This is a genomic window from Devosia pacifica, from assembly GCF_014652635.1.
Lineage (GTDB): Bacteria > Pseudomonadota > Alphaproteobacteria > Rhizobiales > Devosiaceae > Devosia > Devosia pacifica.
The window spans coordinates 18126-44346 of sequence record NZ_BMZE01000002.1; the positions used below are offsets into that span (position 1 = coordinate 18126).

A 26221-nucleotide genomic window follows, 5' to 3' on the forward strand; every position below is an offset into this window, starting at 1 on the left:
CGGCCGGTCTTGAACAGCGCGTTCAAGAGTAATCGCTCGCCGCATCACTCTCGTACACTTCCTTGACGGTGGTGGCGGACCTTACCACGGCGCGTGCAGCCGCCTCCGTCAGATCGATGACACGTTCCTTCCCCGCCACTTCAGCATATACCTCGATGCGTCGGTACAGACCGGCGTTTTCTTCCGCATACGCTGCCAATCCCCTTAGCTTCGGAAGCGCGTCGCCGAACTGAATTCCGTGTGGATCAATAATGTCGGCCGCTATCGTCCCGTCCGGGAGGCGGGCAAAGACGATGAAGTCCGGTCGGAGGATTTTTTGCTCGCCGCCATCGTCATAGGTCACGCCAAGCGAGTCTTGGCTGGCGCGAGCGGGATTGCGATACCAACCAATGGTACCTTCGCGCTTAAGTTCGTCAGTCACGACTCTAGTTTCCCACGAGTTGAAGTCGCCGGGGAATGTGCCATCCGAATCGCAGAGAAGGTGCTTCTCGAAGCGCGGCAGAGGTTCTTCGGTACCATCGGCCTTCCGCGCTGTGGTCATCTGGAGCCAGGTATGTGGCCGCGCCAGATCGACCGGCAGGGGATCGGCGCTCATCGTTTGGATTTCGCGATACACCTCCTGCCGCTCGTCCGATAGGCTCTTTATCGATACCCTATACTGCGTAAGCCATTGGTTGGCCAGCTTTTCGGCTGCGACGTCCAAGTCGTCCTTGATGCCTGACACAAGACCCATAGCGGCTATGACGGTGTGCGCCTCGATTAGCGCGTCCTCGGGGTCTTCATCTTCGGGCGCCTTGCTGGCCAAGTGCTCGCTGTATGTGGTGGCGAGATCGGGACTGACGACACGAGCGGCGCGTTTATAAGCGTCTTCGACCACGGCATAGTCTGCGGCCTCAACGAAATCGTCGAAAGTCATGCCTTTGGTCTCAACGTCGGCTTTCACGGTCTTTCCTTCGACCGTCATCACGGATGCGCGCGCCTTCTTGATCTCGTCGGCGTAGCGGACCTGTGCCCCATCGAGCACCTTGTGCATCTCTGCATGGGCCTTTTTACCTGCATCAGCCAATAGACTGTCAGCCGCCAACTCGTGAGCCAGCGCTGTGAGGCGCTTGACCGGACGGGTCTGCCGCTTAGGGAGCGTCAGCGATGGCAGGGACAGCAGCTTTTCCCACACGTCCTCGGGGATAGCCGGATTGGGCTTCATCTCGCGCGGATTGATGAGGATGCGGCGACCGGGCAGTTCCTCGCCGCCCTCGGCTCCAGTCATCAGCGACGTGACGACCGCCTCCACCGACTTCTTATTGAAGTGCGGCAGCAGGCAGTCCACGGCATTCAGACGTTCGTTGCCGGGAATGCGCCGTGCAAGGGGCGTACGCACCATACGCCCGAGTAGCTGCGTGATATGCGTCTTGTCCGAGGCGGCACGAAAGGAAACCATGACCTCCGCGCGCGGGCAGTCCCAGCCGGTGCTGATGGCATCCTTCGCCACCAGGATACGCACCCAGTCAGACTCCTGAACGCGCTCTGGGGGGATGTAAGGGACCGCGTAGCGTCCGAACTTTTCGCTCTTGTGTTCGCCAAAGACGTTTGCGACGCAATCGTGCGGCAGTTCGGGCCACTGCTCGAAGATCGTGTCCAGCCATTTGCCAATCTCGTTGTGATCTGGCGAATTTGGAACCTGAAGCACCATTAGCGGGTGGACGGTATCCGCGTCGTCTTGCTGGTTGGCGTAATCCTCCCATGCTTCCGAAATCTCTCGCAGCTTGTCGGTACCACGCCGCAGAAGAACGGTCTGGAAATTCCCGTCCTCGTCGGGCACGTCGAGATTGATCGTATCCTTGAGAAGTCCCGATTCTTGAACCTTCCGGGCGTCAACGATCACTGGGGACAGGGTGTCGCGACCCTGCATCCCGGCCACAGCGTCATTGAACCGTTGCACAGTCGCTGAGATACCCCAAACGATGGGAACACCTGGCGTGCCGCCGGAGCCGTTAATCAATTGCCTGACGATGGTTGGCTTGCTGTCACCGTTAGCCCTGCCGCCTTCCTTCATACCTCGGTGGGCCTCGTCGAGGACGAGATACAGCGTTAGATCAGGGTCTTCGATGGTGTTGCGGATCGTGTCCCAAATCGTGTGGGAGCGCATGTCGGGCATGATGCGCTGGCCATCCGCCGTCTCCAACGCCGGATCATCGGCATCGTGGCCACGCACCAGAAGGCTGTTCTTGGAGAGCTTCTGCGTGTTGAGGAAATAGACTTTGCCCGGCTGAAACTTCTCACCACCGAACGTGTTGCCTACTGTTACCAAATCGGAGACCGTGAGCTTGTCCGACGCCTCTTGAAGCCGCCAGCGGGACTGCTCATTCAGGGACGGATCGTCGCTGAACCAGATGACCACAGCACCGGGGTCAGGTTCAAATTCGTGATCGTCATTGCCGAAGAACAGGGCCTCAAAGACGGCTGCCGCCATGACGGTCTTGCCGGCGCCGGTCGTCGCGGTCAGCGAGAAAGCGTGCTTGTCACCATCTTCGTGCCAGCGCTTTCGGGCCTTCTTCAGGCGGTCGAGGACGTCCTTAACGGCTTCGTCCTGATAATCCTTCAGGGTGAACTTCATGACCTACCGCCCCATCGAAAATCTAAAGTTGGTCAGGTACGACTCGTAAAGCCGCACGGGTTCGACGGCATCGGGCAGGTGACGCGCCACCGCCTGAAAGCGTCGCTCATCGTCCGTCACGATGTACGCGATCCGAATGGTGCCCTTGGACGCGACCGCTTTGCAGAACGCGGTCGTTGTGTCCAGATCGGTCAGTAGCCCGTAGGTGTCGGCCACGGCCCATCCACTTGCCGGGATGGCGTCGATCCTTTTGCCCTCACTGCCAGCACGCATCCAGAGCAACGGTGCTATCCGAGCAAAAGCGCGATTGTGGCTAACAGCGACCGGCGTTTCGTAGGTCAGCGTGAAAAACTCGGCGTTCTCCTCAAAACCTTCGGCCATCGGAAATTCATCGGTGAATTTGTAGTCGCCCTCGATGTCCTCGCCCTCGGGGGTCTTGCCGGTGATCGCCGCCGCGATGCGGGGCTTGGTGATGTAGTCGCAGATGCCGAGTTTCTCCCATTCCGCATCACCGGCTCGCAGGCCCGCCTTGCGCAACGCCGCCTGTTCGTCGGCTGCAACCTCGTTGTTGGTAACCGAGATGCACTGCCGCCGCCCGCCATCCTGCCGGTTGAGCCGCATGACGGCGTGGGCAGTGGTGCCAGAGCCGCTGAAGAAGTCCAAGACTTTGGCACTCCTTCTACTCGACACGAAGAATCTCAAAACATCTTCAACCGCATAAAGGCTTTTCGGGAACGGAAAGCGCCTTTGGGGGATCAGCTTTATGAGCAACCGGCTTCCGTACTGCGTCGCATCGTGCGACGGTATTGACCATTGTGTCGAAGGAATTGCGAGAACGTTCTCGTTCGAGGTTTCATTCTCGGAAAGGATCAATGATCCGTCCGGTCCAATCCCCAAGGCCTCATACTCACCACTTTGAACTTTTTTCCACTCGCCCGGCTTCAAGTAATAGACCGTAAATCCTTTTTCGTGATCTCCGCCTATCTTAACTCGGCCTTCTGCGTGATAGCTTCGCAATGTTTCGGGGGCCACCTGCCAGCGCCCTTCTGAGCCATCTTTTCGGATCGGGAGGACTGGTACACTGCCTGAAGGCCCAGGATCAGGGACAGAGACCCCTGTCGCAAGAGGCTCGCCAATATCGACAATCGCCTTGCTTTCTGGATCAACGTAGATCGCATAGAATCCGCCCGGAGAATCCTTCCTCTGAGCCGCAGTACCCGAACGACGGAGCAAGTCCCAACGTGCTCGCCCGGTATGCGTACGGCCTTTGGAACTGACCCAGTCTCTGCTCAAGGGAAGACGCTCGGGGGCAATCTCACCGATCATCACTACAAAGATATACTCATCAATACGAGCGAAAGAGCCGCTTCGCGCTTGCGCCGCCGGATTGATGGACGTCGAAATCATTTGGATGCGCGCATCAGGAAATACTTGCTCAAGAAGAAGCCCTAAGCGAAGACACTCTTTTTCGTCTATAGTAATAATAAGAGCCGACGCTTCGCTGTTTAGTAGCTCGCGTGAAACTTTAAGGCGCCTCTCCATGAAGGCAAGCCACTTTGAATGGCGATACAAGTCATCATCGCCGACATAATTGTTATTGTATTTCCAATCCCGAGCGCCAGTATTATAAGGTGGGTCGATATATATAACATCGATCATTCCACGATGTGTGTAGGTCAGCGCTTCAAGGGCATGGAAATTTTCACCGTTGATGACTGTATGGAACGGCTTGTCACCGCCTCGCTCTACCCGTCCCGTGCTGATTAGGCCAGGATAGATGTAATCACGGAATTCCGCGACGACGACCAAATCCTCTACGGTGACCGATGTGGTCTCCGGTTCAGCGACGCCCAGCATTTCTAACCGCGCCAGCCTCGCACCCTTCTCGCGCGCGAAGCCGACAACCTTCCAAAGCCGCTGATCGCCTTTTCCGGTTGAACCGCGCGGCGGCAGCACACGCACCTTGTCACCCTTCCGCACAGGCCGGCCCGGAAGTTCCACGCTCTCGGGGCGGTGGCGCTCGAAATTGAGGCCGAATGACCGGCGTTCGGACAGCACCTTGAATTCGCGCTCCAGCTCACGGCCAAGCTCGGCGTCCTTGGCTTTTGCCTGTGCGATCAAGTCGGTTAAACGCGACAAGTATTGCCCCCTTTTTTGTCATTCCGTCGCCAATACAACGGCGCTTCTTACGTTTGTTCAGGTGTATCTGCCCCCGGAATCCGAGCCTAAGCATTTCGGATCGAAGCCGCACCCTCAAATATCTGCTTGTGCAGGACTATCCACACGCAGTCTAGCCAAGGCGCGGCTGGCTGCCGCCGGATGCGTGCGCGGCCCTTGTCGGCAGGTGCCGGATAGCGTCACCGGTTTCCTGGTCAGCGATAGCCAGCTCGTGCTGGGCTTGCAGGTTGAGCCAGAACTGCGGGTCGGTACCGAACCAGTGACCAAACCGCAGCGCCGTATCGCCGGTAATCGCGCGCTTGCCGGCGATGATCTGCGAGACACGGTTTGGCGGCACGTCGATCTGGCGCGCGAACTCGGTCGGCGTAATGCCGGCGGCGTCCAGCTCGTCCTTGAGGACTTCGCCGGGGTGAACAGCTCTCATAAACATGGCCTGATCTCCTTTCCTCAGTGATAGTCCACGATTTCAACATTGCTCGGTCCGGGTTCGCCGGCCGGCCACTCGAAGCAGATGCGCCATTGCTGATTGATGCGAATGGAATACTGCCCGGCACGATCGCCTTTCAGGGCCTCCAGCCGGTTGCCCGGCAGAGCGCGGAGCGTGTCGAGCGACGGGGCAGCATTGAGGACCGATAGCCTGCGCGCGGCCTGGGCTTCAAAACCCTGAAAGGCTTTGACGAACTCCCCTGCCGCAAACAGCTCCGTCTTTTTGTCCCGATAGCTCTGAATCATGCTTCCTTGAGCATACACCAAATTGACGTTGTACGTCAAACGTCAATTTCCGCCCGCTTGCCTGCAAGCGACCCGGCGTCCGCCCCAGGCGGACGCCGAATTTTACCCCCCTCCCCTTGGCGGCAAGGGCCGCCTCTCACGCGGCGGCCTCCTGCTCTTCCGGTTCGATCGCTGCGGCTTGGGGCTGCAAGCCGATCAGGTAATCGGCGGCGCGCTGCGCATGGGCTGCGGCGGTGAAGATCGCCCGCTTGTCATCTTTCAGCACCTTCAGCCATGAGGCGATATAGCTGGCGTGATCCGCGCGCGGCTCCGGGGTCAAGCCCAGATCGGCCGACAGGAAGGCCGCGCCCAGCTCGGCGACCAGTTCCTCTTTCGCATAGCCTTCATCGCCCCATGTCTTGCGGCCAAAGCTGCGATCCAGCCGGGTCGGGTGGCGCGTCCAGTGGGTCAGCTCGTGCGCGAGGGTCGCATAGTAGCTTTCGGCATCGCGGAAGGCTTCAAAGGGCGGCATCTGCACGCGGTCCTCGCCGATGGCGTAATAGGCCTGATTGCCGCCATGGCGAATATCGGCACGGGTTGCGGCAAAGAACGTCTCCGCCTTCTCGATCCGCGCCACGGGATCAAGGGCCGGCTCCTGCATGGCGTAGAAATGCGCCGGCAGCCCGTCCACCTGCTCGGCGTTGAAAACCGTATAGGCTTTCATGAACGGGATGTTGCGCTCGACATCCTCGCCAGTGTCGGCGTCCTGCTCGGTTCTGGTGATGGTATTGGCATAGACGACGGGACTCCCCTTCTCGCCCTTCCGCACCTGCCCGCCCAGCTCCTGCGCCTGCTTGTAGGTCAGCCATAGCGGCGCGGCGAAGCCCTTTTCCACGGCGGACGCCCAGAGCATCAGGATATTAATTCCACGATAGGCAACGCCATTGGCGCGCAGCGGACGGGTAATGCGCCCGACGGCATGTTCGGCGTTCCACGGCTTGAGCCATGGCCGCACGCCGTTCTCCAGCTCCGCCACGATCTGATCGGTCACACGTTGATAAATATCGGTTTTCATTTGCCTTTCTCCTTTGAAAGCGGGTTGCGCATGCAACCCGACTAGCCGGAGCGGCAATGAGCGGGGTGGCGGCTGTCAGGGCCGCCGCCGGGGAAAGGGGGATCACCCGGCCTGCACAAACGCAGTGCGGAAGGCTGGGGAACGCCCCGGCGGCGTCCGCAGCGTCAGCGGAGGATGAAAGCCTTGACTGCCAAACGGGGCCGCAGGCCCCTCTTCCAAACGCAATGATGCGGGCAACGCCCGCACCGCCGGCCGAAGGCGGGCAAGCCCGCCCGGCCCCTCTTCTCTTTCGCGCAAGGGATAGTGACCGCATGGCCGAAACCCGACGCTTCGGGGTTCGGGGCGCCGCGGCGCCTATAGCCCGATCCGGCTTGCCGGATGCGCCCGCATCTCAAACTTCAGGGGAACTTCAGACCTGACGACGGGGCACAGCCCGTCCCCTTCTCTTCCACCAGCGTCTTCGACCGCCAGTCATAGCGATCCATTCCGGTGCCGATTGTGTGTGGGGGTAAGCACGGAATGGCTCTGATGACCGGGGCCTCGTCAACAAGGAGGAGACGAAGATGAACAAGCTGATGACCATCGCCGAACTGCAATCCCGCACTGAAGCCGAACTGCGTGCCCTCTTCCGGCAGGCGACACTGGCCCTGGCGCGCACCGCCACCGGTACACCGGAGCGCCGGAACAACCTGGCCACGCTGGAAAACATATCCCGCGCGATAGCAGTGGGACCGGGTCGGGGGCGTTAGCCCCCGCCCTTTGGCGGGTATTCGCGCTCAAGGAGCGCCACGGCATATTCAAGTGTCTCGCCCAGACCCCAGCCCTGGCTGTCGGCGATCGCACAATAGGCTTCGATCGTCTCGGGACGGGCTTTCAAGTTGAACTGCGCATTGCGGCCCGTGCGCCGCCGCCGCGGCGGCTCAGAAGGCTTCGCCGCAGGCGCAGGAACCTTTGGCTCGCGGCTGCGGAAGCCTGATACTTCTGCGGCCTTGGTCGACTCTGCGGCGGGCAGCCTGTCATTCACAGAGGGAGAGGTCGGCAACCAATCGGCGGGGTCAAACTCGTCAAGAGCGTCGGCAAAGCCCAAGTCGGCGCGTTGCTTGTCCATATCAGGCCACCTTTGCGGCTAGGCCGCCAGCTTTGAGCTTCGCAATCACTTCCCCGGCAAAGGCGCGAGCATTGTCCCGCGCCTTCTCTACATTCGACACCTGATCGGTCGAAAGGTCCGTCAGCAAGCCGCCAAAATCGAACAGGTCGCGGAATGCGGCGCGCTCAACGATCGATGTATCCAGTACCTCGATACCGGCTTTGTCGAGCTGGTCGCGGACATTGCGCAAAGCGCGCGACGCGATCGCGGCGCTGGTGCGTGTCAGCAGGATGGCGTGGGATATGGAACGGCGCGCCATGCGCTCCTGGTTGCGGATGAGCCGGATGGTCTTGGCGGCGCCCTTGGCATCCATTGATGCGCCCTGCGTCGGAATCAGAACCAGGTCCGACATGCCGATGGCATTGGCCACCATAAGGCTCGCCGTACCCTCCAGATCGACAATGACAAATTGCGCGGTACGTGCGGCCTTGTCGATATGGTCGACGATCGAGTCTTCAGTGACATCACCGATGATCTCGACATTGTCCGGCTTGCCCGGCAGCTTGGCCCACTGGGAAATCCAGCGCTCGGGATCGGCATCGATGATGGCGACCCGCGCCCCCTTGGCGGCAAGCTCGCCGGCAAGCAACAGGGCCGATGTGGTTTTTCCGGCGCCGCCTTTGGGATTGGCAAAAGAAATAACAGGCATGAATGCCTCACAGGGAAAGGTGTTTAGCAATACTTCCCTGTAAAAATACCAGATAGCTACCCAATAACAAAAAGCTATTTGAAACATATCCGATAGCTACTGGATAACTATCGAATAGCTACTGGCTAGCTACTTGATAGCTAGCCAGTAGCTACCAATACAACGCGCTAAGTTACAAGAGCCCAAACGATTCGGCGCCTTTCCGTCCCTACACTTCATAGATAGAACCGGTGAGGCCGCGCAAACAGGGCGCTGTCATAATAGACTTGCCATGAAGTGGCACATTGCCGACAATTCAGGTCGGTCTTTCGTCAGGCCGCCAAAGTTATTTTCATAATAATGAGGAAATACATGCTATAAAAAAGAGAAACCCGCCAGAGGCGGGTCGCACTAAAAACTTGGTATTTGTGATCTGAACAATCCAAATATCTCAGAATACGATGATCACCGCAAGTCTTTTTTGCGATGATTTTGTGCGTCCTGATTTTTGGCGGCTTCTCTGCAATTGAGAGGAGGAGAATCGTGACTGCGCAATCTGCCGAACAACAGCGCGCTCTGATTGAGGCGCACAAGAAGCTGAAAAGCCGAATAGTCGAAGGGCGTCCGCCAAGGCCGGCACCGGTCCAACCTGTCGATCAGGAGCGGCGGCGCCGCTCACTGCAAACCTGCCATCGCTATGCCGCGCCACGGATGGAGCATCGTGCAGCGCCGATGGATACCGGCGCCTATGTGCCTGAGCTGTCGGCGCTCCTGGAGAACGATCCCAATCTTTGCGATGGTGCGCGACGCTGCGCCCGCAAGCTCGCGGAAATCACTTATCGCAGGAACCGGGAAGAGCGGTCACTGGTCGTGACGGTGACCTACCTGGCGCGTGCGCTCGGCCGCTGCCGGCGGACGGTGCAGCGCTATCTGCGCCAGTTGGAGAGCGAGGGCTATATTGCAGTTCATGTGGTCGCCGGCGCGCGCTCGCGCCTGTGTGTCGGATTGGTTGTGCATCTGTGCGACCGGCTGATCGCCCGCCACCATCGGGAGAAATGGCCCGACAGCGCCCGGAAGCCAGGGGCGACAGTGGAGTCACAGAAATATAGCTTCAGAGGTTATACTAAGGGTCTGTGCCCACAGATCCCGGTCGGGCAATGGGCCATGCGCTGCATGGACGGCGTCTTCCGCTCTTTTATGAAAACAAACCCGCTCGCTGGAATGCCGCCGATCGCCCTTACCTGACCGCCACCCTTGGCAACACCAATGGCGATTCCGGCCCGTATGCGGGGCGGAGAGTGCGGTATTGCTTTTCAGGGGAGGGTTTTGGCCGGGCCAGCACCAAACGGCATCACGGACGATCCTTGGCATAGGCCGGTGGCTCACGCCGCCATGCGGTTGCCTGCCATGTGGAAATACCCATGATCCAGCTCGATGCCGATAAAGGCGCGACCGGATGCGCGCGCGGCGGCGAGGGTCGAACCGGAACCGCAGAACGGGTCCAGCACAATGCCGCAAGGCGGGCAGAACGCCTCGATCAGAGGTTTCAGGATCGCGGTGGGTTTTTGCGTCGGGTGCAGGTGGTTGCCGGTATAGACCCAGTCGATCACATCCGCGGGGGGATTGGCCGGCAATGCCGGGCGGCCTTTGGCCAGAACATAGGCGGATTCGTGCATGTAGCTGACGAAGCGCGCCTTCGAAGCATAGCGCTTGCGGAAGACGAGGTGCCCGACGATGCGGAAGCCGGCGGCGCGCCAGGCTGTGATGAAACGGTCTGTCTGGGTCCAGCCATAGAAGCTGACGCAGAGGCTGTCGTTCCTGAGAACCCGATACATCTGCGCGGCGGCCGGCGCCAGCCACTCGGCGTTGTCGTCGTTGATCAGGCGGCGGCCTGTGCGGTCCTGATAGCGGACGAGGTAAGGCGGATCGGTGAGGATGAAATCCACCGATCGGGCAGGCATGTTGCCCATGATGTCTATGCAGTCACCCTGCACGATTTTGTTGCGAAGCGGTATGGCCTGTTTCATGTCAAAACTCCTGTCGTTTATGCGTTTTCGAGACGCTGGACAGGGCAGGCGCGCGAGGACGCCGCCGCACCGGAGGGAAACGGCTTACACGGGAGGCCAGGGGCCGAATGGAGCGGGCGCGCCGTTGCGGTGGTGGCCGTGCCTGCCATAAGCGGATTGGTCGGAAAGCGCGATCGGAGGAGGAGGGAACACGGCTATACCGCTTCGCGCCCGCCGGCTGTGCCGGCGGCTGCGTGCAGTGTGACCAGTTTGTGGGCAATCTTTCTGGACGGTGGTTCCGCATGGTCGCACCATGCGCACCGATCTTCACAGTGCTGGACCTCCGCCGCCGGATGAAACCGGCCGCCGCGTTGTCGATGATTTGCCGGAAGACATGCCGGTGACAGATGCCGAGCTGGATGTCATCGAAGCGTTTCTCGGCGGGCAGTTGCGCGCGATCCTGAACGGCTGCCCAGACGACAGCAGCAGTGCGCCGAATACCGGCTTAACGACTTGTCATAATCACGCTAAGCTAAGTCATCCCGCCGCCAAGACTGTCAGCCGAAAGTGACCGCGATGGCCCGCCCTGACCACGCCGCCTCACCGGATTCGCAAAATTCGCCGCACCGTGCAGCGCTCTACATGCGCGTATCGACCGGCAGACAGGCGGAAAGCGATCTATCGATCCCGGACCAGAGGCGGCAACTGGCGGCCTTCTGCGCAGCGCGGGGCTGGGAAGTGGCCGCGGAGTTCGTTGATGCCGGCCTGTCCGGCACGGACGACAACCGGCCGCAGCTCCAGCGTCTATTAGACATGGCCACGGCTGGAGATGCGCCGTTCGATGCCGTTGTCGTGCACAGTTTCAGCCGCTTCGCCCGTGACCACTTTGCGCTGGAATACCATGTACGGCGGTTCCGCAAGCACGGCATTCGCCTTGTCAGCATCACGCAAGACCTCGGCGATGATCCGATGAGCGTCATGGTCCGGCAGGTCTTTGCGCTGTTTGACGAGTACCAGTCCAAGGAAAACGGCAAGCACGTCCTCCGCGCCATGCAGGAGAACGCGCGGCAGGGGTTTTGGAACGGCGCGGCGGCGCCCTATGGCTATGCGATCGTTGCCGCCGAACAGCGGGGTGCGAAGACCAAGAAGAAGCTCGCGATCGATCCGGTCGAATCCGAAGTTGTGCGGCTTATCTTCAAGCTCTTCAGGGAAGGGGACGGCACGTCCGGACCGATGGGCGTTAAAGCGGCAGCGACATGGCTCAACGACCACGGCTATCGGACGCGGCGCGGGGCGCGTTGGGGGATAGGCCCGCTGCACAAGCTCATTACCAGCACCACCTACAAGGGCGAGCATCGCTTCAACCGCAAGGTATGGAAGACGCGAGAGGAAAAGCCGGTGGCGGAGCAAATTGTCGTGCCGGTCGATCCGATTATCGATGCAAAGACGTTCGACGCTGTCCAGGCGCAGCTCAAGGCCCGCAATCCCAAATCCACCGCACCGCGTACCGTCACCGGGCCGATCCTGCTGACGGGGCTTGCGACCTGTGCGAGCTGTGGCGGGGGCATGACGCTGCGCACCGGCAAATCGGGGCGCTATCGCTACTATGCCTGCGCTACTTGTGCGCAGAAGGGCAAATCGGCCTGCAAGGGGCGCGCGATCCCCATGGACAAGCTCGATACGGCGGTTACGGAGCGACTGGCCGACCACCTGCTGACACCGGAACGGGTCGAGGCGCTGCTGGCGGGCCTGCTGGAACGGCAGACAGCGCGCGATGCCGATCATGGCCGACGTCTGACGATGCTAAGGGGAAAGCTGACGGATGCCGAAGACCGGCTCAAGCGGCTCTATCAGGCGATCGAGAACGGAGTCGCCGATCCGGCCGACCCCACGCTTAAGGACCGTATTGAGACGATCAGGACCGAACGGGACATTGCACAGGTAGCCTTCGACCGCGCGGTCGCCGAACTACGGCCCGAGGCGCGTATCACAGCGGACAAGATCGCGGCATTTGTCGAAGTCATGCGCACCAATGTCACCGATGGCCCGATTCCCTTCCGCCGCGCGTGGCTGCGCGCCATGATTGACAATGTCGAAGTGGATGACGACGAAATCCGCATTCACGGCCGGCGGACCATTCTTGAGCGCCTGGTGATGGGGGAAGGGGCCGCTCCGGCTGGAGTGCCCAGTTTTGTTCGGAAGTGGCGCACCCGACAGGATTCGAACCTGTGACCTCTGCCTTCGGAGGGCAGCGCTCTATCCAGCTGAGCTACGGGTGCAAAATAGACCTTTGCTAGGCGCGCACCGTACTCAAAGCGAGGTCGCGGTGCAACGGGTTATCGAGAGAGATTCATGCTCTCGCATGCCGGATCTTCAACGACGCCAACAGCGTTGTTGGTGATCTGAAAGAATAAGAGGCAGCAAGCGGAATGGCGAACGACTATCGGACCGAAATCGATACCTTGCTGGATCAGGTGGCCGACCGGCCCGAGGACATGCACGAATTGCATGCCATGATTCGCGAGCGCCTGAATCAGATGCGTGCGACAGGCATGCCCTTGCCCGAGGATCTGGTGGCGCTGGAAGCGGAACTCGACCGTGCAGAGCGCGAAGCCTGAAGCCAGCTTGTGGCGGTTTGCTGCTTGCCTTATCGACGCCCTATTGTCACCATAATGGCTTCGACGATTTTCGTTTCTGCTTGGGAGGCCGCTTATGCGCGTCAATCGCCTCGGCTTCGGTATTTTAATGGTCTCAGGGAGCATCCTGCTTTGCGGATGCTCAATTGGCGCTATCACGCCCAAGGCCTCGACAGCAGTCGCAGCACTCACGGCAAAGCCCTCGGCGGCAGTTCCTGAGTCGTCTTCAGTTCCTCTGGCTTCGGCAGTCAGCGCATATGCAGACAGTTCGAGCGGCGGGCTCGATGGCCTGATCAGACACTATTCTGATCATTACGAGGTCCCGGAGTCTCTGGTCCGGCGCGTCATCGTTCGCGAGAGTAATTACAATCCCAAGGCGCGTAACGGAGCCCATTGGGGGCTCATGCAGATCCGACACGATACAGCTGTGAGCATGGGTTATCGTGGCGAAGCATCGGGGCTGCTCGATGCGGAAACCAATCTGCGTTATGCTGTGAAGTACCTTGCCGGTGCCTATATGGTCGCGCAGGGCAATCAGGACAGGGCCGTCCGGTTTTATGCGTCGGGCTATTACTATGATGCCAAACGCATGGGCCTGCTGGAGGCCACCGGCCTTCGCTAGCCAGGGTGGGCTGGCGATGGCATGTCGTCAACCGGGTTCAGCTTGATCGTACAGACTACGCCCGTCTCGGCATATTCGAGATCAACGCTTTGTCCCTCAGTGCGATTCAGCCCCCGCTCGATAAGGCGCGAGCCGAATCCAACCCTTTGCGGAGGCTGCACGGCGGGGCCGCCACTCTCAAGCCATGTCAGCACAACCTTGCCATCGGATTGATGTTTCCAAGCCACCGCAACCCGGCCGTCAGGGGCACTCAGCGCACCGTACTTCACGGCATTGGTCGCCAGTTCGTGCAGCATGAGACCCAGTCCTAGCACCGCCTCCGCACTCACGCGCACCGGATCTCCGGATATCTCGAGCCGGCCGAATGTATCGCTGTGCAAGGCAAGGGCCTTTTTGACCACGTCCTCAAGGTCCGCACTCTTCGCACTCGTCTGCCCGAGCGAATCCTGCGCCTGCCCGAGCGCCGCCAGCCGGTCATTAATGGTCACGCGGGCGCTGGCCATATCGGTTGCGCCGCGCAGCGTCTGGCTGACGATGGCCTGCACCATGGTGAGCATGTTCTTGACCCGGTGCGCGCTCTCTCCGGCGATAATCTCGAGCCGTTCCTCGAACGCCTTGCGTTCCGTCAGGTCATGCGCCGCACCGAAGACACGTACGGCCCGTCCGGAATCGTCTACATGAACGCGTGCCTGTCTGCCGATCCAGCGGACGCCGGAGTTCGTCAAAACTCGGTACTCGGCCTTTTGCGGGCCCTCAACAAGCTGATCGCGGTTCTGGGAAGCGAGCCGAGGCCGATCCTCCGGATGCACCAGCTGCTCAAAGTGTTCCACCGCCATAGGCTCTATGCGCGGCTCGACTCCATAGAGGCGCCAGAATTGCGGCGACCCATATAGAAGATCTTTTTCAAGGTCCCATTCGAACGTTCCGACGCCACCGGCTTCCTGAGCCAGTTGCAGCATTTCGCTCTGGCGGGTCAGTGCCTGCTCGGCCAGCTTCTGCTCGGTAATGTCGTGCCCCTGCACGAACACGCCGGTCACCGCACCATCAGCATCACGAAGCGGGGCGTAGATGAAGTCGAGATAGGCCTGCTCCAGCTCGCCATCGGCGTGTTTGGCAAGGGCAATTTGCACGCCGCGCCCGATATAGGGTTCTCCGGTCTGCCTCACCTGCTCGAGCAACGCCTCGAACCCCTGATCCACAACCTCGGGCAGGGCCTCTGCGAGCCGTCGACCGATCAATGGACGATCCGCGCCAACCAGCCTCATATAGGCGTCATTCGTCATCTCGAATATGTGTTCTGGGCCGCGCAGTACCGCCATGAAGCTTGGTGCCTGGACGAACAGACTACGCAGCCGGTCGGCCTCGACAGCGAGCGCAAGGTTTTCGTTTTGCACCGCGCGAGCACGGCCGAGAAGTCCCGCCTGAGCCGCTGACTGGCGCGCATCATATTCTGCGCGCAACTCCTGCAGTTCTGTAATATCGACGGTGTGTTGCAAGATACCGAAAAAGTGCCCGTCCGTATCGAACAAGGGCGTGTGCGTCGCGCTCCAGTAACGCATCTTCGCAGGCTCGTCAGGAAGAGAGGTATCGTAGGGTATCAGCGCGATCTGGTCAGGGCGCTGAGACTCGAGCACCTTATCGAACGAGGCCTTGAGAAGCTTGTAACTAGGACTGTCTGTAGGGCTCGGGAATGCCTCGAACATGGGCCTTCCGACAACGTCCTCGCGGCTCGGGCGGCCGACAACATTGAGATACGCGTCGTTGCACCCGATGATCACAAGCCGAGTGTCAAGGATGACATACGGATTGGGCGAGGCGTTGAACAGCCCGGCGAGATCGACCCCTTCAGGATTCAGTGCGCGAAACAGGATGACCTCCGAAACCGGACACTAGCCGGGGACGCCATGGCGGCGCAAAATCACCGAAAATTCTAGAGCAAAGAGGTCGCGGCGTAAATCGCCGTCAGTCTAGCCTTTCGGCTGATCCAGCACACGCGCGATGACTTCAACCAACCGCCGTTCGTCGAACGGTTTTTCGAGGCGCGGGAATGCGTCATCGGGGTCTTCAGACAACTCTGAATACCCTGTCGCCAGCAGAATCGCGACATGCGGCTGCATCTCGCGCGCCTTGTGCGCCAGCTCTATTCCGGTCATTCCCGGCATTGAATAGTCGGTGATCACGGCGTTGACCTGCTCTTTGGCCAATATTTCCAACGCCTGCTGGCCGGAGTAAGCCTCAAGTACGCGGTGGCCGAGACTTTCAAGCATGTCCACGGTATTCATTGCAATCAGCGCATCGTCATCCACCACCAAAATAGTGGCTTCCACCGAGCGCTCGGTCGTGTTCAACACCCGTCTTATCTCCGGTCAGGCAAGGCCGCGCACCCGCTAGCAAGGCCAAAGTCGAATTCTGCTCGTGTGCCCCACACACACAATTTCGTTATGCATAACAATCAGACGAGGCGAAATTGTGCCAGCCCAAAATGCGTGCATGACACCATAGTGATGATTTATGGTCCGCAGGTGTCAGCCAAGGGAATCGTACTTCATGCATCTGCTGCTCGTCGACGGATCGGCATACATTTTCCGCGCCTATCATGCCCTGCCGCCGCTGACGCGCAAATCCGACGGGCTGCCGGTGGGATGCGTTTCCGGTTTCTGCAACATGCTGTTCAAGCTCACCGAGGATCTCAAGGGCGACGACGCACCGACGCATATGGCGGTGATCTTCGACTTTTCCGGCGAGACTTTCCGCAATGAGCTCTACCCCGACTACAAGGCGCATCGCCCGCCGGCACCCGAAGACCTTGTGCCGCAGTTTCCGCTGACACGCGCGGCAACGAAGGCGTTCGGCATCCCCTCGATCGAACTCGAGGGTTGGGAGGCCGACGATATCATCGCCACCTATGCCTGCCGCGTCGCCCGTGACGGCGGTCGGGTCACCATCGTCTCCTCGGACAAGGATCTGATGCAGCTGATCGACCCTGAGGAGCGCGTCCGCATGCTCGACACGGTCCCGCGCCCCGGGCAGCCGCCTATGCGTTGGATCGGACTTGAGGAGGTTCGCAAGAAGTTCGGGGTGACGCCGGACAAGGTGATCGACGTTCAGGCTCTGTGCGGCGACAGCGTCGACAACGTCCCCGGCGTGCCCGGAATTGGCGTGAAGACCGCCGCGGAGTTGATCAACACCTATGGCGATCTCGAAACCTTGTTGGCTCGCGCTGAAGAGATCAAGCAGCCGGCACGGCGGCAAAAGCTCATCGACAATGCCGAGCTGGCACGCGTTTCCAAGCAGTTGGTCACGCTCAATCAGGATGTGCCCCTACCGCTAGAAGTCGACGCTCTGGCGCGCCAGCCAATACCACCCGCCAGCCTGTTCCCGTTCCTCAAGGCCATGGAGTTTCAGACCATCGTTCGCCGTCTTGGGGGGCTGCTCGATGCCGATCCCGATGCGTTCGAGGCCGATCCCGCATATGCGGCGGCACCGGCAAATGCGGTCGGATTTGATAATGCAGCGAGGACGGAAGCACGCGCGGCCCGGTTCGAAGCGCAAGGACGCGACGAGGCGCCGGCGGTCCTGCATGCCGCATCAGTTCATCAGCGTATCAAAGCCATTCCGTTCAACACGGATGCCTACACTGTCATCGCGGAGCGCGCCGATCTCGAAAAATGGATCGAAGCGGCGCGCACCGAAGGGCGAGTGGCCATAGATACCGAAACCAGTGGGCTCGATAATCAGAGTGCCGACCTTGTGGGGTTGTCGCTTTGCGTCCGCCCTGGTGAAGCCGCGTACCTGCCGCTCGGGCACCTCGATGGCGACAGCGATATGTTCGGCGGCGGGCTTGCCGAGGGCCAGATGGACATGCGCCAGGCGATCGAACTGGTGCAGCCGCTATTGGCCGATCCCTCCATTCTCAAGATCTTTCACAACTACAAATTCGATGCCGGCGTGCTGATGCGCTACGGGCTCCCGGTCAACGGCTATGACGACGCTTTATTGCTCTCCTATGCCCTCGATGGCCCGCAATTCAACACAATGACGGAGCTGTCGACGCACTGGCTCGAGCATGCCGGCATTCCGATCAAGGACCTCATCGGCAGTGGGCGCAATCAGCTCACCTTTGCCCAGGTGCCGATCGCCGACGCCACGCGCTATGCGGCGGAGGATGCCGACACCACCATGCGCCTTTGGCACGTGCTCAAGGCACGGCTAGTGCCGGAAAACGCAGTGACGATCTATGAGACTCTCGAGCGTCCGCTGGCGCCAGTGCTCGCGCGCATGGAGGCGCGCGGTATCTCCGTTGACCGGCAGATCCTTGCCCGATTGTCCGGCGAATTCGCGCAGCGTGCGGCGGCACTCGAAGCGGAAGCCCATGAACTGGCGGGCGAGCGCTTCAATCTCGGCTCGCCCAAGCAGCTGGGCGAGATTTTGTTCGGCAAGCTCGGGTTTTCGGGCGGCACCAAGACCAAGTCCGGACAATGGTCGACAGGTGCCGGACTTCTCGAGGAACTTGCCGCCCGAGAGAGCGCGCCCCTGCCCAAGGTGATCGTCGACTGGCGGGGCCTGACGAAGCTGAAAGGCACCTATACCGACGCCCTGCCCGAATACATCAACGCCCGGACCAACCGCGTTCACACCTCCTATAACCAGTCTTCCGTGCTGACCGGGCGACTGTCCTCGAACGAGCCGAACCTGCAGAACATCCCGATCCGCTCGGAAGACGGCCGCAAGATTCGCTCGGCGTTCGTCTCGGAGCCCGGCAAGCTTCTGATCTCCGCCGACTATTCGCAGATCGAATTGCGCATCCTTGCTCATATCGCCGACATCCAGGCGCTCAAGGACGCGTTTGAAGAGGGCCTCGACATCCATGCCATGACCGCCTCGGAGATGTTCCATGTGCCGCTTGAAGGCATGCCATCAGATGTCAGGCGGCGCGCCAAGGCGATCAATTTCGGGATCATCTACGGTATTTCGGCTTTTGGCCTATCCAATCAGCTCGGCATCCCGCGCTCGGAAGCGGGGGACTACATCAAGACCTATTTCGAGCGCTTCCCGGGCATTCGCGATTACATGGAACATCAAAAGCAAGCCGTGAAAGCCCAAGGTTTCGTGCAAACCGTATTTGGCCGCCGCATCCAGTTCCCAAATGCCAACTCGCGCAATCCGGCCGAACGCAGCTTCGTCGAGCGCGCCTCGATCAACGCGCCGATTCAAGGGTCTGCCGCCGACATTATCAGGCGGGCGATGATCCGTATGGAACCGGCGCTTGAGCAGGCCGGGCTTGCGGCGGACATGTTGCTGCAGGTTCATGACGAGCTGATATTTGAGGTCGCCGAGGACGCGGCGGACACCGTCATCCCGCTGATCCGGCAGGTGATGGAGAACGCGGCAGATCCCGCAGTCCGCCTCAGCGTGCCGTTACAGGTGGAGGCTCACGCGGCACGCAACTGGGATGAGGCGCACTAGAGCGCCGAGTAAGGGACTAAAATCAATGGCAGCCATCAACAAGCCATCCGGTTATAGCGTAACGCAAGTCGCGCTCCACTGGACAATCGCAGCACTTGTGCTGCTCCAGTTGTTCTATCATGAGCCAATGGAGATCGCATTCGAGACGCGGATGACAGGCGAAACGGGCGGCGATCCACGTCTTCATATCATTGTTGGCCTGGCGATCCTGGCTTTGGCCCTATGGCGTCTGGTCTTGAGGTTGCGGCACGGTGTTCCCCCGAAACCGGCTGAAGAGCCCGCCATTCTGGCGGCGCTCGCCAATGGCGTGCACGCGATTTTCTACATTCTGCTGTTCGCAATGCCTTTGAGCGGCCTGGCGGCCTGGTTTGGTGGAGCCGAGGCCGCTGCAAACGCTCATTCCGTCATGCGCCTGCTGTTCCTGGCGCTGATCGGCCTGCATGTGCTTGGCGCTCTCGGCCAGCACTTCGTGTTCAAGACCAATGTCTTAAAACGCATGCTGAAGCCACAGACCTGAATGCAGTGATCAGATTCTGCGCGTCCTAGTCTTCGAACTCGTCGTCAGGACAGCCATTGGGCTCCAGGCCGTCGAGGCGGTCGCGCAACTTGGCACTCGGCGTGAACACCACGACGCGCCGGGCCTGAACCGGGTGCACCTCGCCAGTGCGGGGATTGCGACCTACGCGTGCTCCGCGCGCCCGCACTTCCAGAGTGCCAAACCCCGTCATCTTGACGTTATCACCTTGAGAGAGAGTCTCGCCCATCAGTTCTATCATGCGCGTCGCGATCTCTTCCGTGACGGCTTGCGGCTGCCCGGTGCGTGCGGCGGAACGCCGGTGAATTTGTGCACGCGTCAATGTGTTGCTCATTACCCGCCGCAGCCCTCTTATTAGAACAGTACTCGCTATCGGGCACTATATGCCTACGGCCAATTAACTTCCAATAGAGAAGTTAAGCAGATAGCCGCCTTTCCGCTCACAGCCGCGTTATTTAACCTGATGCGTTGCATCATGATATTTGACATTCTTTAGAATGGTTATAAGGTATGAACCATATTTCGACGGCTGATGCAGATGCCGGGAAAGGCCCATTGTGAGACTGACGCGACAATCCAATTATGCCATCCGCACCCTGGTCTATTGCGCGGTCAATCAGCCGGAGTTGAGCCGGGTAGCCGATATTGCCAAGGCCTATGGGATTTCCGAACTGTTCCTGTTCAAGCTGATAAAGCCGTTGGTCGAGAACGGCCTTCTTGAAACCGTGCGTGGCCGGCATGGTGGAATACGGCTGGGTAAGCCGGCTGAATCGATCACGCTTCTGGATACGGTGCGTCTTACCGAAGAGAGCTTTGCCCTCGCCGAGTGTTTCGAGGACGGCGCCGATTGCCCGTTGGTTGGCGAGTGCGACCTCAACTCGGCTTTGCGTGAAGCGCTGGGAGCATTCTTTTCGGTACTCGAGGGCTACACGATTGCGGATCTTGCGCACAAGCGCAGGTCGTTGCGCGAGCGGCTGGGCCTCGCATTAAGCGAACAACCGGCAGCTGTCCATTAAATATGATATTGACAGTCATGTTTACGCATGGCTAGATGCAGCCATCACATGAGCGTTCTCATGTGCATGTGTTGCGTCGCTACGGCGACCGACCAGAGGACGGGGCTTGCTGCTACCGTCTCCCCGGGCCGGTCAGGGTCCTCAACGCCCTGACCGGCTTTCTGCTGCCCCTTCGATGGCTAAGCTCTGGCGCTATCGGGCGCAGGGAACTATGTGCATTGCCAGCTGTGCACATCTCCAAACACACGAATCGGATTTCGGCATGCCCGCACCCTTGCTGACATTGCAGGACATTGGCCTCACATTCGGCGGCACCGCGCTGCTGGAAGGCGCCGAAATGATCGTCGGTCGCGGTGAGCGCATTGCTCTTGTCGGACGCAATGGCTCGGGAAAGTCGACTTTGCTGCGCATCGCGTCGGGGCAAGTGAACCAGGATTCCGGACGGCGGTTTGTCGAACCGAGCGCAACGCTGCGCTATCTCCCGCAGGAGCCGGACCTGTCGGGTCACGAGACGGTCCTTTCATTTGTGGAAGCCGGACTTGCGCCGGGCGACGATCAGTTTCGCGCCCAATACCTTTTGGATTCGCTCGGCCTTGCCGCTGACCTGTCTCCGGGCACCCTCTCCGGCGGAGAGGCCCGGCGCGCTGCGCTTGCAAGGGCCCTCGCACCGCAGCCCGATATTCTGCTGCTCGATGAGCCGACGAACCATCTCGATCTACCAGCCATCGAGTGGCTGCAGGCGGAGTTGTCGTCGCTGCGCTCCGCCATGGTCCTGATCAGCCACGACAGGCGGTTCCTGTCCGATTTGACCCGGCACACGATCTGGCTCGACCGTGGCATGACCCGTCGTCTCGACAAGGGCTTTTCAGCCTTCGAGGCATGGCGCGATGAAGTGCTGGAGCAAGAAGAGGTCGAGCGCCACAAGCTGGATCGCCAGATCGCGCGGGAAGAGCATTGGCTGCGTTACGGTGTGACGGCACGGCGCAAGCGCAATGTGGGGCGTCTTGATCGCCTCGCGGGACTGCGCCAGCAAAAACGAGAGGCGCGCGGGCAAACCGGGAATGTCACGATGCAGGTGTCCGAAGCCCGGCGCTCCGGTGCGCTTGTCGTTGAGGCTGAATCGATCTCCAAGAGCTTTGGCGAGCGCCCGATCGTCAAAGATCTCTCTATCCGCGTCATGCGCAACGACCGGCTTGGCATTGTGGGCGCCAACGGCGCCGGCAAGACGACGCTGATCAAGCTGTTGACCGGGCAAACGGAGCCCGATGCCGGTACAATCACCCAGGGCGCCAATGTCGAACTGGCGCTGCTCGATCAGGGGCGGGCGCGGCTTGACCCCGCGAGTTCGCTCAAGGACGCGTTGACGGGTGGATCCGGTGATAGTGTTATCATCAATGGCAGCAGCCGGCACGTCGTCGGCTACATGAAGGATTTCCTGTTCACCCCGGAACAGGCCAACACGCCGGTTGGGCGCATGTCCGGCGGGGAACGCGCACGCGTGTCACTGGCTCGCGCGCTGGCATTGCCCTCGAATGTCCTCGTGCTCGACGAGCCGACCAACGATCTCGATCTCGAAACGCTCGATCTGCTCGAGGAGATGGTGGCGGATTATCCTGGCACGGTGATCGTCGTCAGCCACGACCGCGACTTTCTCGATCGCGTGGCCAGTTCCGTGCTGTTCGCCGAAGGCGATGGCCGGTGGACAGAATATGCGGGCGGCTATTCCGATATGGTCAGCCAGCGCGGCGCGGGCGTTGCGGCTCGTGAACCGGATCGAAAAGCCGCCGGCACCGCACGCCAGGACAAGCCCGCGTCCGGACAAACCAGCCCGCCTCCGGCGTCTCGCAAAAAGCTCAGCTTCAAGGACAAGCACGCTCTTGAGACGCTGCCGCAAGAGATTGAAAAGCTGGACAAGACTATCGCCAAGCTCAATGCGGAGCTTGCAGATCCGCAGCTCTACTCGAAAAACGGCGTTCGCTTTGCCGCTGCGACGCAAGAGCTCGGCGACGCCGAGTCGAAAAAGGCCGAGGCGGAAGATCGTTGGTTGGAGCTTGAAATGCTCCGCGAGGAACTCGAAGGCTGACCAGCCGTCCCAGGCAGATAGCCCGGTTCCTTCGTAGTGGTGAACTATTTTTCTTTATCTGCAAGCATATTCGGTCGAAAAGCGACTGGCTTCATTGCCCAAATCGCCATACATTCCGGGTCGCTGGTCTCAGCGATGTTCGTACAACCCGTCAGGAGAGGTAGGCAGATGAACACATCATCCATGCTTTCGACCGTAGTCGGGATTATGACTGTACGAGCCATTTCCATGCCGGGTCATAAACGCTGGCAAGGAACCTGTTGGTCGAAACGAGTGTGACGCTGGCGCGTTACCCCGTACCCAAAAACTTTTTCCCGACAGTTTCCGCTCCACACCAGTCCAGGCTCGCAAGATGCGACGCCGGAGGTTGGCGCGACGCGTTTATTGAGAATACCCATGCAAGAGAGAAATGTTGACGAGAGCGCAAGCGACAGGCCCATCGTCATTGAAGTGCGCGGAGAGCCCGTTGGCGTCATCGTCAACGGCGATGCAGGCTTCAGATTCCTGGCGGTGCGTTTACCTGCCTTCGCCATCGACGGTGAGACGTTCGAAAGCATTGAGGCGGCGCAACGCGCCGCCGCAGAGGCCGTCTTTCACGCCGAAACATGAAACGAGCTTGTGCTGGCGCGCCTAATCGGCGCTAGCCATCGTTGCTGGAATCAAGATTGTCCGGCTGTATCCCCTCGGAAAACCCGCCTTTGTGGGTCTCATCGAGGGCGCGGTCTATGGCGTCAGCAATGCTATCCACGTCGACGCGGGCCGCGCCTTCCTGGGACTGACGCTCCAGCTCCTGACCGATAATACCGGCGATCATATCGCGGCGAACCTTATTGCTAGCTGTTGCCATCTATCGAAACTCCCTGCTCATCCACGCGCACTTCCAAGCCGGGCTGGTTGTGTTCCTGATACAAATAGATGCCGAGTATGACGACCACGACGACCAGCACCCCAACAACGATATAAAGCGCGTTCCGCGACATAACTGCTCCTGACGCATTTGTGTCATGCTGCAACGCGGCGGAAAAGCCTTGGTTCACTTTTGCTCGATTTGCGCCGCTATTGTGCGCAGCGCCAGGACAAAACTTGCGACGCCATTTGCGATGCTCCCCGAATTGTCGAGCATGATTGGACGTGCCGCGTCCGGCAACGGCACCACATCACGGGCAAGGCGGGCGGCGATCTGATCACGCGGCTCTCGCCCCCGCGCGGCGAGCCGCTCCGCGCGCAATCCGATTTCAGCGTTTATTTGCACCACGCGACAGCGCGGAAACTTCTCGAGCGCCGGCGCGACGCTGTGGCGCGAAACATTGGCAACGACGACGCGCCCCAGCACGACATCGGTAGCAGCGCTTAGTGGCAAGGCATACCGCAGCCCGTGCGCCTGCCAGCTGAGCGCGAATTGCCCGCGCGCCTCGGCCGCCTCGAAATCGGCGCGGCCCATGCTGTCGTGATCTTCTGCCTCGACATCGGCTTCACGCGTCACGATGCGGCGTACGAAGACGTATCGCTCGTCCTGTCGAAATGCCTTTTGCGCACCGGCAATCAGCGTATCCTTGCCGACACCGGACGGACCGACCACCAGCACCATCGCGCCTGTTCGCTGCATCAGCAGATCCGCTCGCCGCCTCGCCAGACGGCGCGGACCACAGGCGCTCCATCGATGAGGCTGACGCGGACAAGGTCGGCGCGCTTGCCGGGCGCAATGGCGCCGCGATCATCGAGGCCCGCTGCCTCGGCAGGCGTAAGGGTGACCATCGCGAGCGCAGCGTGGAGCGGCAGGTCGGGCAGTTTCTGTGGCAGCTGGAACGCCGCCTGCATCAATGCGAAGGGGACATAATCTGAGCTCAGGACATCCAGCAGTCCCGCGGCCGCCAGATCAAGCGCCGAGATGTTACCCGAGTGCGAACGTCCGCGCACAACGTTGGGGGCGCCCATTAGCACCGCCAACCCCGCGGAATGCGCTGCTGCGGCGGCTTCGAGCGTTGTTGGAAACTCGGTGATGTCGATGCTATCGGCCACGGCCTGCTCGACATGCTCGAGGGTCGTATCGTCGTGGCTGGCGAGCGGCAGCTGCAACTGCCTGGCGGCGCTGACGAGGGCTGCGCGGTTGTCGGCCGAATATCGCCGTTGCTCTTCAAGCCGCGCCTCGACATAGGCGTCTAGTTCCTCGGGCGTGCGGTTCTTGGCATAGAACCGACGGAACGCCTCGACGGATCGGAACTGCCGCTGGCCAGGTGTGTGATCCATTAGCGAGGCGAGCTGGGTGCTTTCGTGGTCGGCATAGGCCTCAAAGTGTTCAACGACATCCGAACTCGGCAGTTCGCAGCGCAGATGAACAAAGTGTTCGGCACGCAGCCGGCCGTCCTCGCGTCCTCGCCTGATCGCCGTCAGCATGCGCTCTATGTGCACGTGCATCTCCGGAAGATCGGGGTCAGACCCAAGGCGCACTGCGTCGAAAACTGTCGTGATACCCGACGCCGCGATCTGCGCATCATGCGACTGCAATGCCGCCATGGGCTCCCAGAAGACGCCAGGTCGAGGCCGGTAGTGGTTCTCCAGCTGGTCTGTGTGTAGCTCGACGAGACCGGCGATTATGTAATCGCCCTCGCAGTCAATGCCGACGCTCCCGGAGCCAGCCTCGTCGACCGCGTTGATGACTTCATCACTGGCTGTCAGGCTGCCGAAGATCGTCCGGTCCGGCAGCACGATGTTGGCGTTGCGCAGCGCGAGGGTCACTGTGCCGAGCCTGTCAGTGCGAAGTCGCGCGCGCGACGAAACTCCTGGGCAGGCTTTGGCTCGACGAACACCGAGATCGACCCCAGCGTCAGATCGTCCAGCACCGGCGCGAACCAGGCCTCCGCAACCTCCCGGATTTCAGGCAGGGCCTCGGCGTCCAGTTGATCTGTCAGCGTCATGTGAAAGAAGAACTGCTCGGCAACGTACGGATAGCCATACCGATCGAGGAGTTCGCGCTGGCGCTCATCCAGTGGATTGGCAAGCCGACGGCCAAGTTCGCGTTCAGTCAAGGGCGCGCGTAGGGGCTCTACCGCTTCAACGCAGGCTTGGGCAAAGTTTTCGAGTTCCGCTGGCGCCTCTACCGGCACAAGGGCGAGGAACCCGTCGAACTCCGCAATCTTCATCGGGCCAAGATGCAGCGGCCGATATGCGCTGGCGATATCAGAGGTTACGGCGTCGAATTCGTCCCGCCCGAAGCCGGGTTTGAGACTGACCGGCGAGCGCAACGTGGCATGGAATCCGTAGCGGTTGGGTGATCCGGTAAAGTTCAGCAATCGGTCACGCTCCATCCCGGCGACCGGCCCCTCGAAGGTTTCACCGGTCTCGGCATCGCGTCCAAGCCATTGCGACGCGCGCTCCCACAGCGCGCCGGTAGCCGGCGGCGCGTAATAAATTGCGTAGCGTTCAGCCAAGCTACACCCCCGAATCCCGGATCTGCTTATATCTAGAGTCAGGGCGCATAACACGCTGGCTTGTCAACGTCTTGAC

At 60.4% G+C, this 26221-nt stretch carries 26 protein-coding genes, 1 tRNA gene and 1 pseudogene; 11 read left to right on the forward strand and 17 right to left on the reverse strand.

Features of this window, described 5'->3' with window-relative positions; genetic code table 11:
• Window positions 1-22 precede the first annotated feature (22 nt).
• The 5 genes from IE127_RS07190 to IE127_RS07210 all read right to left on the reverse strand — a co-directional run bounded on the left by IE127_RS07190 (window position 23) and on the right by IE127_RS07210 (window position 6578).
• Complete coding sequence (locus tag IE127_RS07190) at window positions 23-2614, reverse strand: DEAD/DEAH box helicase (RefSeq protein ID WP_189424799.1); 2592 nt, start codon at window positions 2612-2614, stop codon at window positions 23-25.
• 3 nt (window positions 2615-2617) lie between these two features.
• A complete protein-coding gene (locus IE127_RS07195) occupies window positions 2618-4753 on the reverse strand; it encodes a site-specific DNA-methyltransferase (protein WP_189424800.1) in 2136 nt (711 codons plus the stop codon).
• Window positions 4754-4904: 151 nt separating this feature from the next.
• Window positions 4905-5222 (reverse strand): HigA family addiction module antitoxin, encoded by a 318-nt coding sequence (locus IE127_RS07200; protein ID WP_189424801.1) that lies wholly within the window; start codon window positions 5220-5222, stop codon window positions 4905-4907.
• A 17-nt stretch (window positions 5223-5239) separates the two neighbouring features.
• On the reverse strand, window positions 5240-5524 hold the full coding sequence (locus tag IE127_RS07205) for a type II toxin-antitoxin system RelE/ParE family toxin (RefSeq protein WP_026381710.1): 285 nt from the start codon (window positions 5522-5524) through the stop codon (window positions 5240-5242).
• A 136-nt stretch (window positions 5525-5660) separates the two neighbouring features.
• On the reverse strand, window positions 5661-6578 hold the full coding sequence (locus IE127_RS07210) for an ArdC family protein (protein ID WP_189426042.1): 918 nt from the start codon (window positions 6576-6578) through the stop codon (window positions 5661-5663).
• Between the two features lie 563 nt (window positions 6579-7141).
• Between IE127_RS07210 and IE127_RS07215 the strand changes: the two genes are divergently transcribed.
• Window positions 7142-7327 (forward strand): hypothetical protein, encoded by a 186-nt coding sequence (locus tag IE127_RS07215; protein ID WP_189424802.1) that lies wholly within the window; start codon window positions 7142-7144, stop codon window positions 7325-7327.
• Here IE127_RS07215 and IE127_RS07220 read toward each other — a convergent pair.
• Both IE127_RS07220 and IE127_RS07225 read right to left on the reverse strand, forming a co-directional pair.
• A complete protein-coding gene (locus IE127_RS07220; protein WP_189424803.1) occupies window positions 7324-7686 on the reverse strand; it encodes a stability/partitioning determinant in 363 nt (120 codons plus the stop codon). The two genes, IE127_RS07215 and IE127_RS07220, sit on opposite strands and share 4 nt — an antisense overlap.
• A gap of 1 nt (window position 7687) precedes the next feature.
• Window positions 7688-8374 carry an AAA family ATPase gene (locus IE127_RS07225; RefSeq protein WP_189424804.1) on the reverse strand — a complete coding sequence of 229 codons (687 nt, stop codon included), beginning with the start codon at window positions 8372-8374 and terminating at the stop codon, window positions 7688-7690.
• 522 nt (window positions 8375-8896) lie between these two features.
• Here IE127_RS07225 and IE127_RS07230 point away from each other — a divergent pair.
• On the forward strand, window positions 8897-9598 hold the full coding sequence (locus IE127_RS07230) for a helix-turn-helix domain-containing protein (RefSeq protein ID WP_189424805.1): 702 nt from the start codon (window positions 8897-8899) through the stop codon (window positions 9596-9598).
• A gap of 137 nt (window positions 9599-9735) precedes the next feature.
• Here IE127_RS07230 and IE127_RS07235 read toward each other — a convergent pair whose 3' ends face one another.
• Window positions 9736-10380, reverse strand: a complete 645-nt coding sequence (locus IE127_RS07235) for a DNA methyltransferase (RefSeq protein ID WP_189424807.1) — start codon at window positions 10378-10380, stop codon at window positions 9736-9738.
• A 292-nt stretch (window positions 10381-10672) separates the two neighbouring features.
• Between IE127_RS07235 and IE127_RS07240 the strand changes: the two genes are divergently transcribed.
• Window positions 10673-10930: a hypothetical protein gene (locus tag IE127_RS07240; RefSeq protein ID WP_189424809.1), complete on the forward strand. Its 258-nt coding sequence runs from the start codon at window positions 10673-10675 to the stop codon at window positions 10928-10930.
• A 5-nt stretch (window positions 10931-10935) separates the two neighbouring features.
• On the forward strand, window positions 10936-12591 hold the full coding sequence (locus IE127_RS07245; RefSeq protein ID WP_189424811.1) for a recombinase family protein: 1656 nt from the start codon (window positions 10936-10938) through the stop codon (window positions 12589-12591).
• Here IE127_RS07245 and IE127_RS07250 read toward each other — a convergent pair.
• Window positions 12562-12638 (reverse strand) — tRNA-Arg (locus tag IE127_RS07250). The genes IE127_RS07245 and IE127_RS07250 overlap by 30 nt on opposite strands.
• Before the next feature lie 150 nt (window positions 12639-12788).
• Between IE127_RS07250 and IE127_RS07255 the strand changes: the two genes are divergently transcribed.
• A complete protein-coding gene (locus tag IE127_RS07255; protein WP_189424813.1) occupies window positions 12789-12977 on the forward strand; it encodes a hypothetical protein in 189 nt (62 codons plus the stop codon).
• 298 nt (window positions 12978-13275) lie between these two features.
• A pseudogene (locus tag IE127_RS07260) lies at window positions 13276-13617 on the forward strand (transglycosylase SLT domain-containing protein); the annotation flags it as partial.
• Here IE127_RS07260 and IE127_RS07265 read toward each other — a convergent pair.
• Complete coding sequence (locus tag IE127_RS07265) at window positions 13614-15488, reverse strand: PAS domain-containing protein (protein WP_308430302.1); 1875 nt, start codon at window positions 15486-15488, stop codon at window positions 13614-13616. The pseudogene IE127_RS07260 and the gene IE127_RS07265 sit on opposite strands and share 4 nt — an antisense overlap.
• Before the next feature lie 96 nt (window positions 15489-15584).
• Entirely contained in the window at window positions 15585-15968 is a 384-nt protein-coding gene (locus IE127_RS07270) for a response regulator (protein ID WP_189424819.1), read from the reverse strand.
• Window positions 15969-16164: 196 nt separating this feature from the next.
• On the opposite strand from IE127_RS07270, the gene polA reads away from it, so the two are divergent.
• Window positions 16165-19083 (forward strand): DNA polymerase I, encoded by a 2919-nt coding sequence (gene polA, locus IE127_RS07275; protein WP_189424821.1) that lies wholly within the window; start codon window positions 16165-16167, stop codon window positions 19081-19083.
• 25 nt (window positions 19084-19108) lie between these two features.
• Entirely contained in the window at window positions 19109-19600 is a 492-nt protein-coding gene (locus IE127_RS07280) for a cytochrome b (RefSeq protein ID WP_189424823.1), read from the forward strand.
• Window positions 19601-19625: 25 nt separating this feature from the next.
• Here IE127_RS07280 and IE127_RS07285 read toward each other — a convergent pair whose 3' ends face one another.
• The gene (locus IE127_RS07285) at window positions 19626-19940 is read right to left on the reverse strand and encodes an HU family DNA-binding protein (RefSeq protein WP_189424825.1); all 315 of its coding nucleotides are present in this window, start codon (window positions 19938-19940) and stop codon (window positions 19626-19628) included.
• A 235-nt stretch (window positions 19941-20175) separates the two neighbouring features.
• Here IE127_RS07285 and rirA point away from each other — a divergent pair, with 235 nt between their 5' ends.
• The 3 genes from rirA (at window position 20176) to IE127_RS07300 (ending at window position 23326) form a co-directional block, all read left to right on the forward strand.
• Window positions 20176-20634, forward strand: a complete 459-nt coding sequence (gene rirA, locus IE127_RS07290; RefSeq protein ID WP_189424827.1) for an iron-responsive transcriptional regulator RirA — start codon at window positions 20176-20178, stop codon at window positions 20632-20634.
• Between the two features lie 262 nt (window positions 20635-20896).
• A complete protein-coding gene (locus tag IE127_RS07295; protein WP_189424829.1) occupies window positions 20897-22717 on the forward strand; it encodes an ABC-F family ATP-binding cassette domain-containing protein in 1821 nt (606 codons plus the stop codon).
• Window positions 22718-23113: 396 nt separating this feature from the next.
• Entirely contained in the window at window positions 23114-23326 is a 213-nt protein-coding gene (locus IE127_RS07300) for a hypothetical protein (RefSeq protein WP_189424831.1), read from the forward strand.
• Between the two features lie 31 nt (window positions 23327-23357).
• Here the strand turns inward: IE127_RS07300 and IE127_RS07305 are convergent, their stop codons facing one another.
• The 5 genes from IE127_RS07305 to IE127_RS07325 are packed head-to-tail and all read right to left on the reverse strand — an operon-like array spanning window position 23358 to window position 26145.
• Complete coding sequence (locus tag IE127_RS07305) at window positions 23358-23564, reverse strand: hypothetical protein (RefSeq protein WP_189424833.1); 207 nt, start codon at window positions 23562-23564, stop codon at window positions 23358-23360.
• Window positions 23551-23697 (reverse strand): hypothetical protein, encoded by a 147-nt coding sequence (locus IE127_RS07310; protein ID WP_189424835.1) that lies wholly within the window; start codon window positions 23695-23697, stop codon window positions 23551-23553. Before IE127_RS07310 ends, IE127_RS07305 begins: the two co-directional genes overlap by 14 nt.
• A 53-nt stretch (window positions 23698-23750) precedes the next feature.
• A complete protein-coding gene (phnN, locus tag IE127_RS07315) occupies window positions 23751-24323 on the reverse strand; it encodes a phosphonate metabolism protein/1,5-bisphosphokinase (PRPP-forming) PhnN (RefSeq protein WP_189424837.1) in 573 nt (190 codons plus the stop codon).
• Entirely contained in the window at window positions 24323-25453 is a 1131-nt protein-coding gene (locus IE127_RS07320; protein WP_189424839.1) for an alpha-D-ribose 1-methylphosphonate 5-triphosphate diphosphatase, read from the reverse strand. Before IE127_RS07320 ends, phnN begins: the two co-directional genes overlap by 1 nt.
• Complete coding sequence (locus IE127_RS07325; protein ID WP_189424840.1) at window positions 25450-26145, reverse strand: DUF1045 domain-containing protein; 696 nt, start codon at window positions 26143-26145, stop codon at window positions 25450-25452. The genes IE127_RS07320 and IE127_RS07325 overlap by 4 nt, the downstream gene beginning before the upstream one ends.
• Between the last annotated feature and the right edge of the window lie 76 nt (window positions 26146-26221).

Coding starts and splice junctions, on each gene's coding strand:
- IE127_RS07190 (WP_189424799.1), bottom strand. CDS start 2,614: ATGAAGTTCACCCTGAAGGATTATCAGGACGAAGCCGTTAAGGACGTC.
- IE127_RS07200 (WP_189424801.1), bottom strand. CDS start 5,222: ATGTTTATGAGAGCTGTTCACCCCGGCGAAGTCCTCAAGGACGAGCTG.
- IE127_RS07205 (WP_026381710.1), bottom strand. CDS start 5,524: ATGATTCAGAGCTATCGGGACAAAAAGACGGAGCTGTTTGCGGCAGGG.
- IE127_RS07210 (WP_189426042.1), bottom strand. CDS start 6,578: ATGAAAACCGATATTTATCAACGTGTGACCGATCAGATCGTGGCGGAG.
- IE127_RS07215 (WP_189424802.1), top strand. CDS start 7,142: ATGAACAAGCTGATGACCATCGCCGAACTGCAATCCCGCACTGAAGCC.
- IE127_RS07220 (WP_189424803.1), bottom strand. CDS start 7,686: ATGGACAAGCAACGCGCCGACTTGGGCTTTGCCGACGCTCTTGACGAG.
- IE127_RS07225 (WP_189424804.1), bottom strand. CDS start 8,374: ATGCCTGTTATTTCTTTTGCCAATCCCAAAGGCGGCGCCGGAAAAACC.
- IE127_RS07235 (WP_189424807.1), bottom strand. CDS start 10,380: ATGAAACAGGCCATACCGCTTCGCAACAAAATCGTGCAGGGTGACTGC.
- IE127_RS07240 (WP_189424809.1), top strand. CDS start 10,673: ATGCGCACCGATCTTCACAGTGCTGGACCTCCGCCGCCGGATGAAACC.
- IE127_RS07245 (WP_189424811.1), top strand. CDS start 10,936: ATGGCCCGCCCTGACCACGCCGCCTCACCGGATTCGCAAAATTCGCCG.
- IE127_RS07255 (WP_189424813.1), top strand. CDS start 12,789: ATGGCGAACGACTATCGGACCGAAATCGATACCTTGCTGGATCAGGTG.
- polA (WP_189424821.1), top strand. CDS start 16,165: ATGCATCTGCTGCTCGTCGACGGATCGGCATACATTTTCCGCGCCTAT.
- IE127_RS07280 (WP_189424823.1), top strand. CDS start 19,109: ATGGCAGCCATCAACAAGCCATCCGGTTATAGCGTAACGCAAGTCGCG.
- IE127_RS07295 (WP_189424829.1), top strand. CDS start 20,897: ATGCCCGCACCCTTGCTGACATTGCAGGACATTGGCCTCACATTCGGC.
- IE127_RS07300 (WP_189424831.1), top strand. CDS start 23,114: ATGCAAGAGAGAAATGTTGACGAGAGCGCAAGCGACAGGCCCATCGTC.
- IE127_RS07305 (WP_189424833.1), bottom strand. CDS start 23,564: ATGGCAACAGCTAGCAATAAGGTTCGCCGCGATATGATCGCCGGTATT.
- IE127_RS07310 (WP_189424835.1), bottom strand. CDS start 23,697: ATGTCGCGGAACGCGCTTTATATCGTTGTTGGGGTGCTGGTCGTCGTG.
- phnN (WP_189424837.1), bottom strand. CDS start 24,323: ATGCAGCGAACAGGCGCGATGGTGCTGGTGGTCGGTCCGTCCGGTGTC.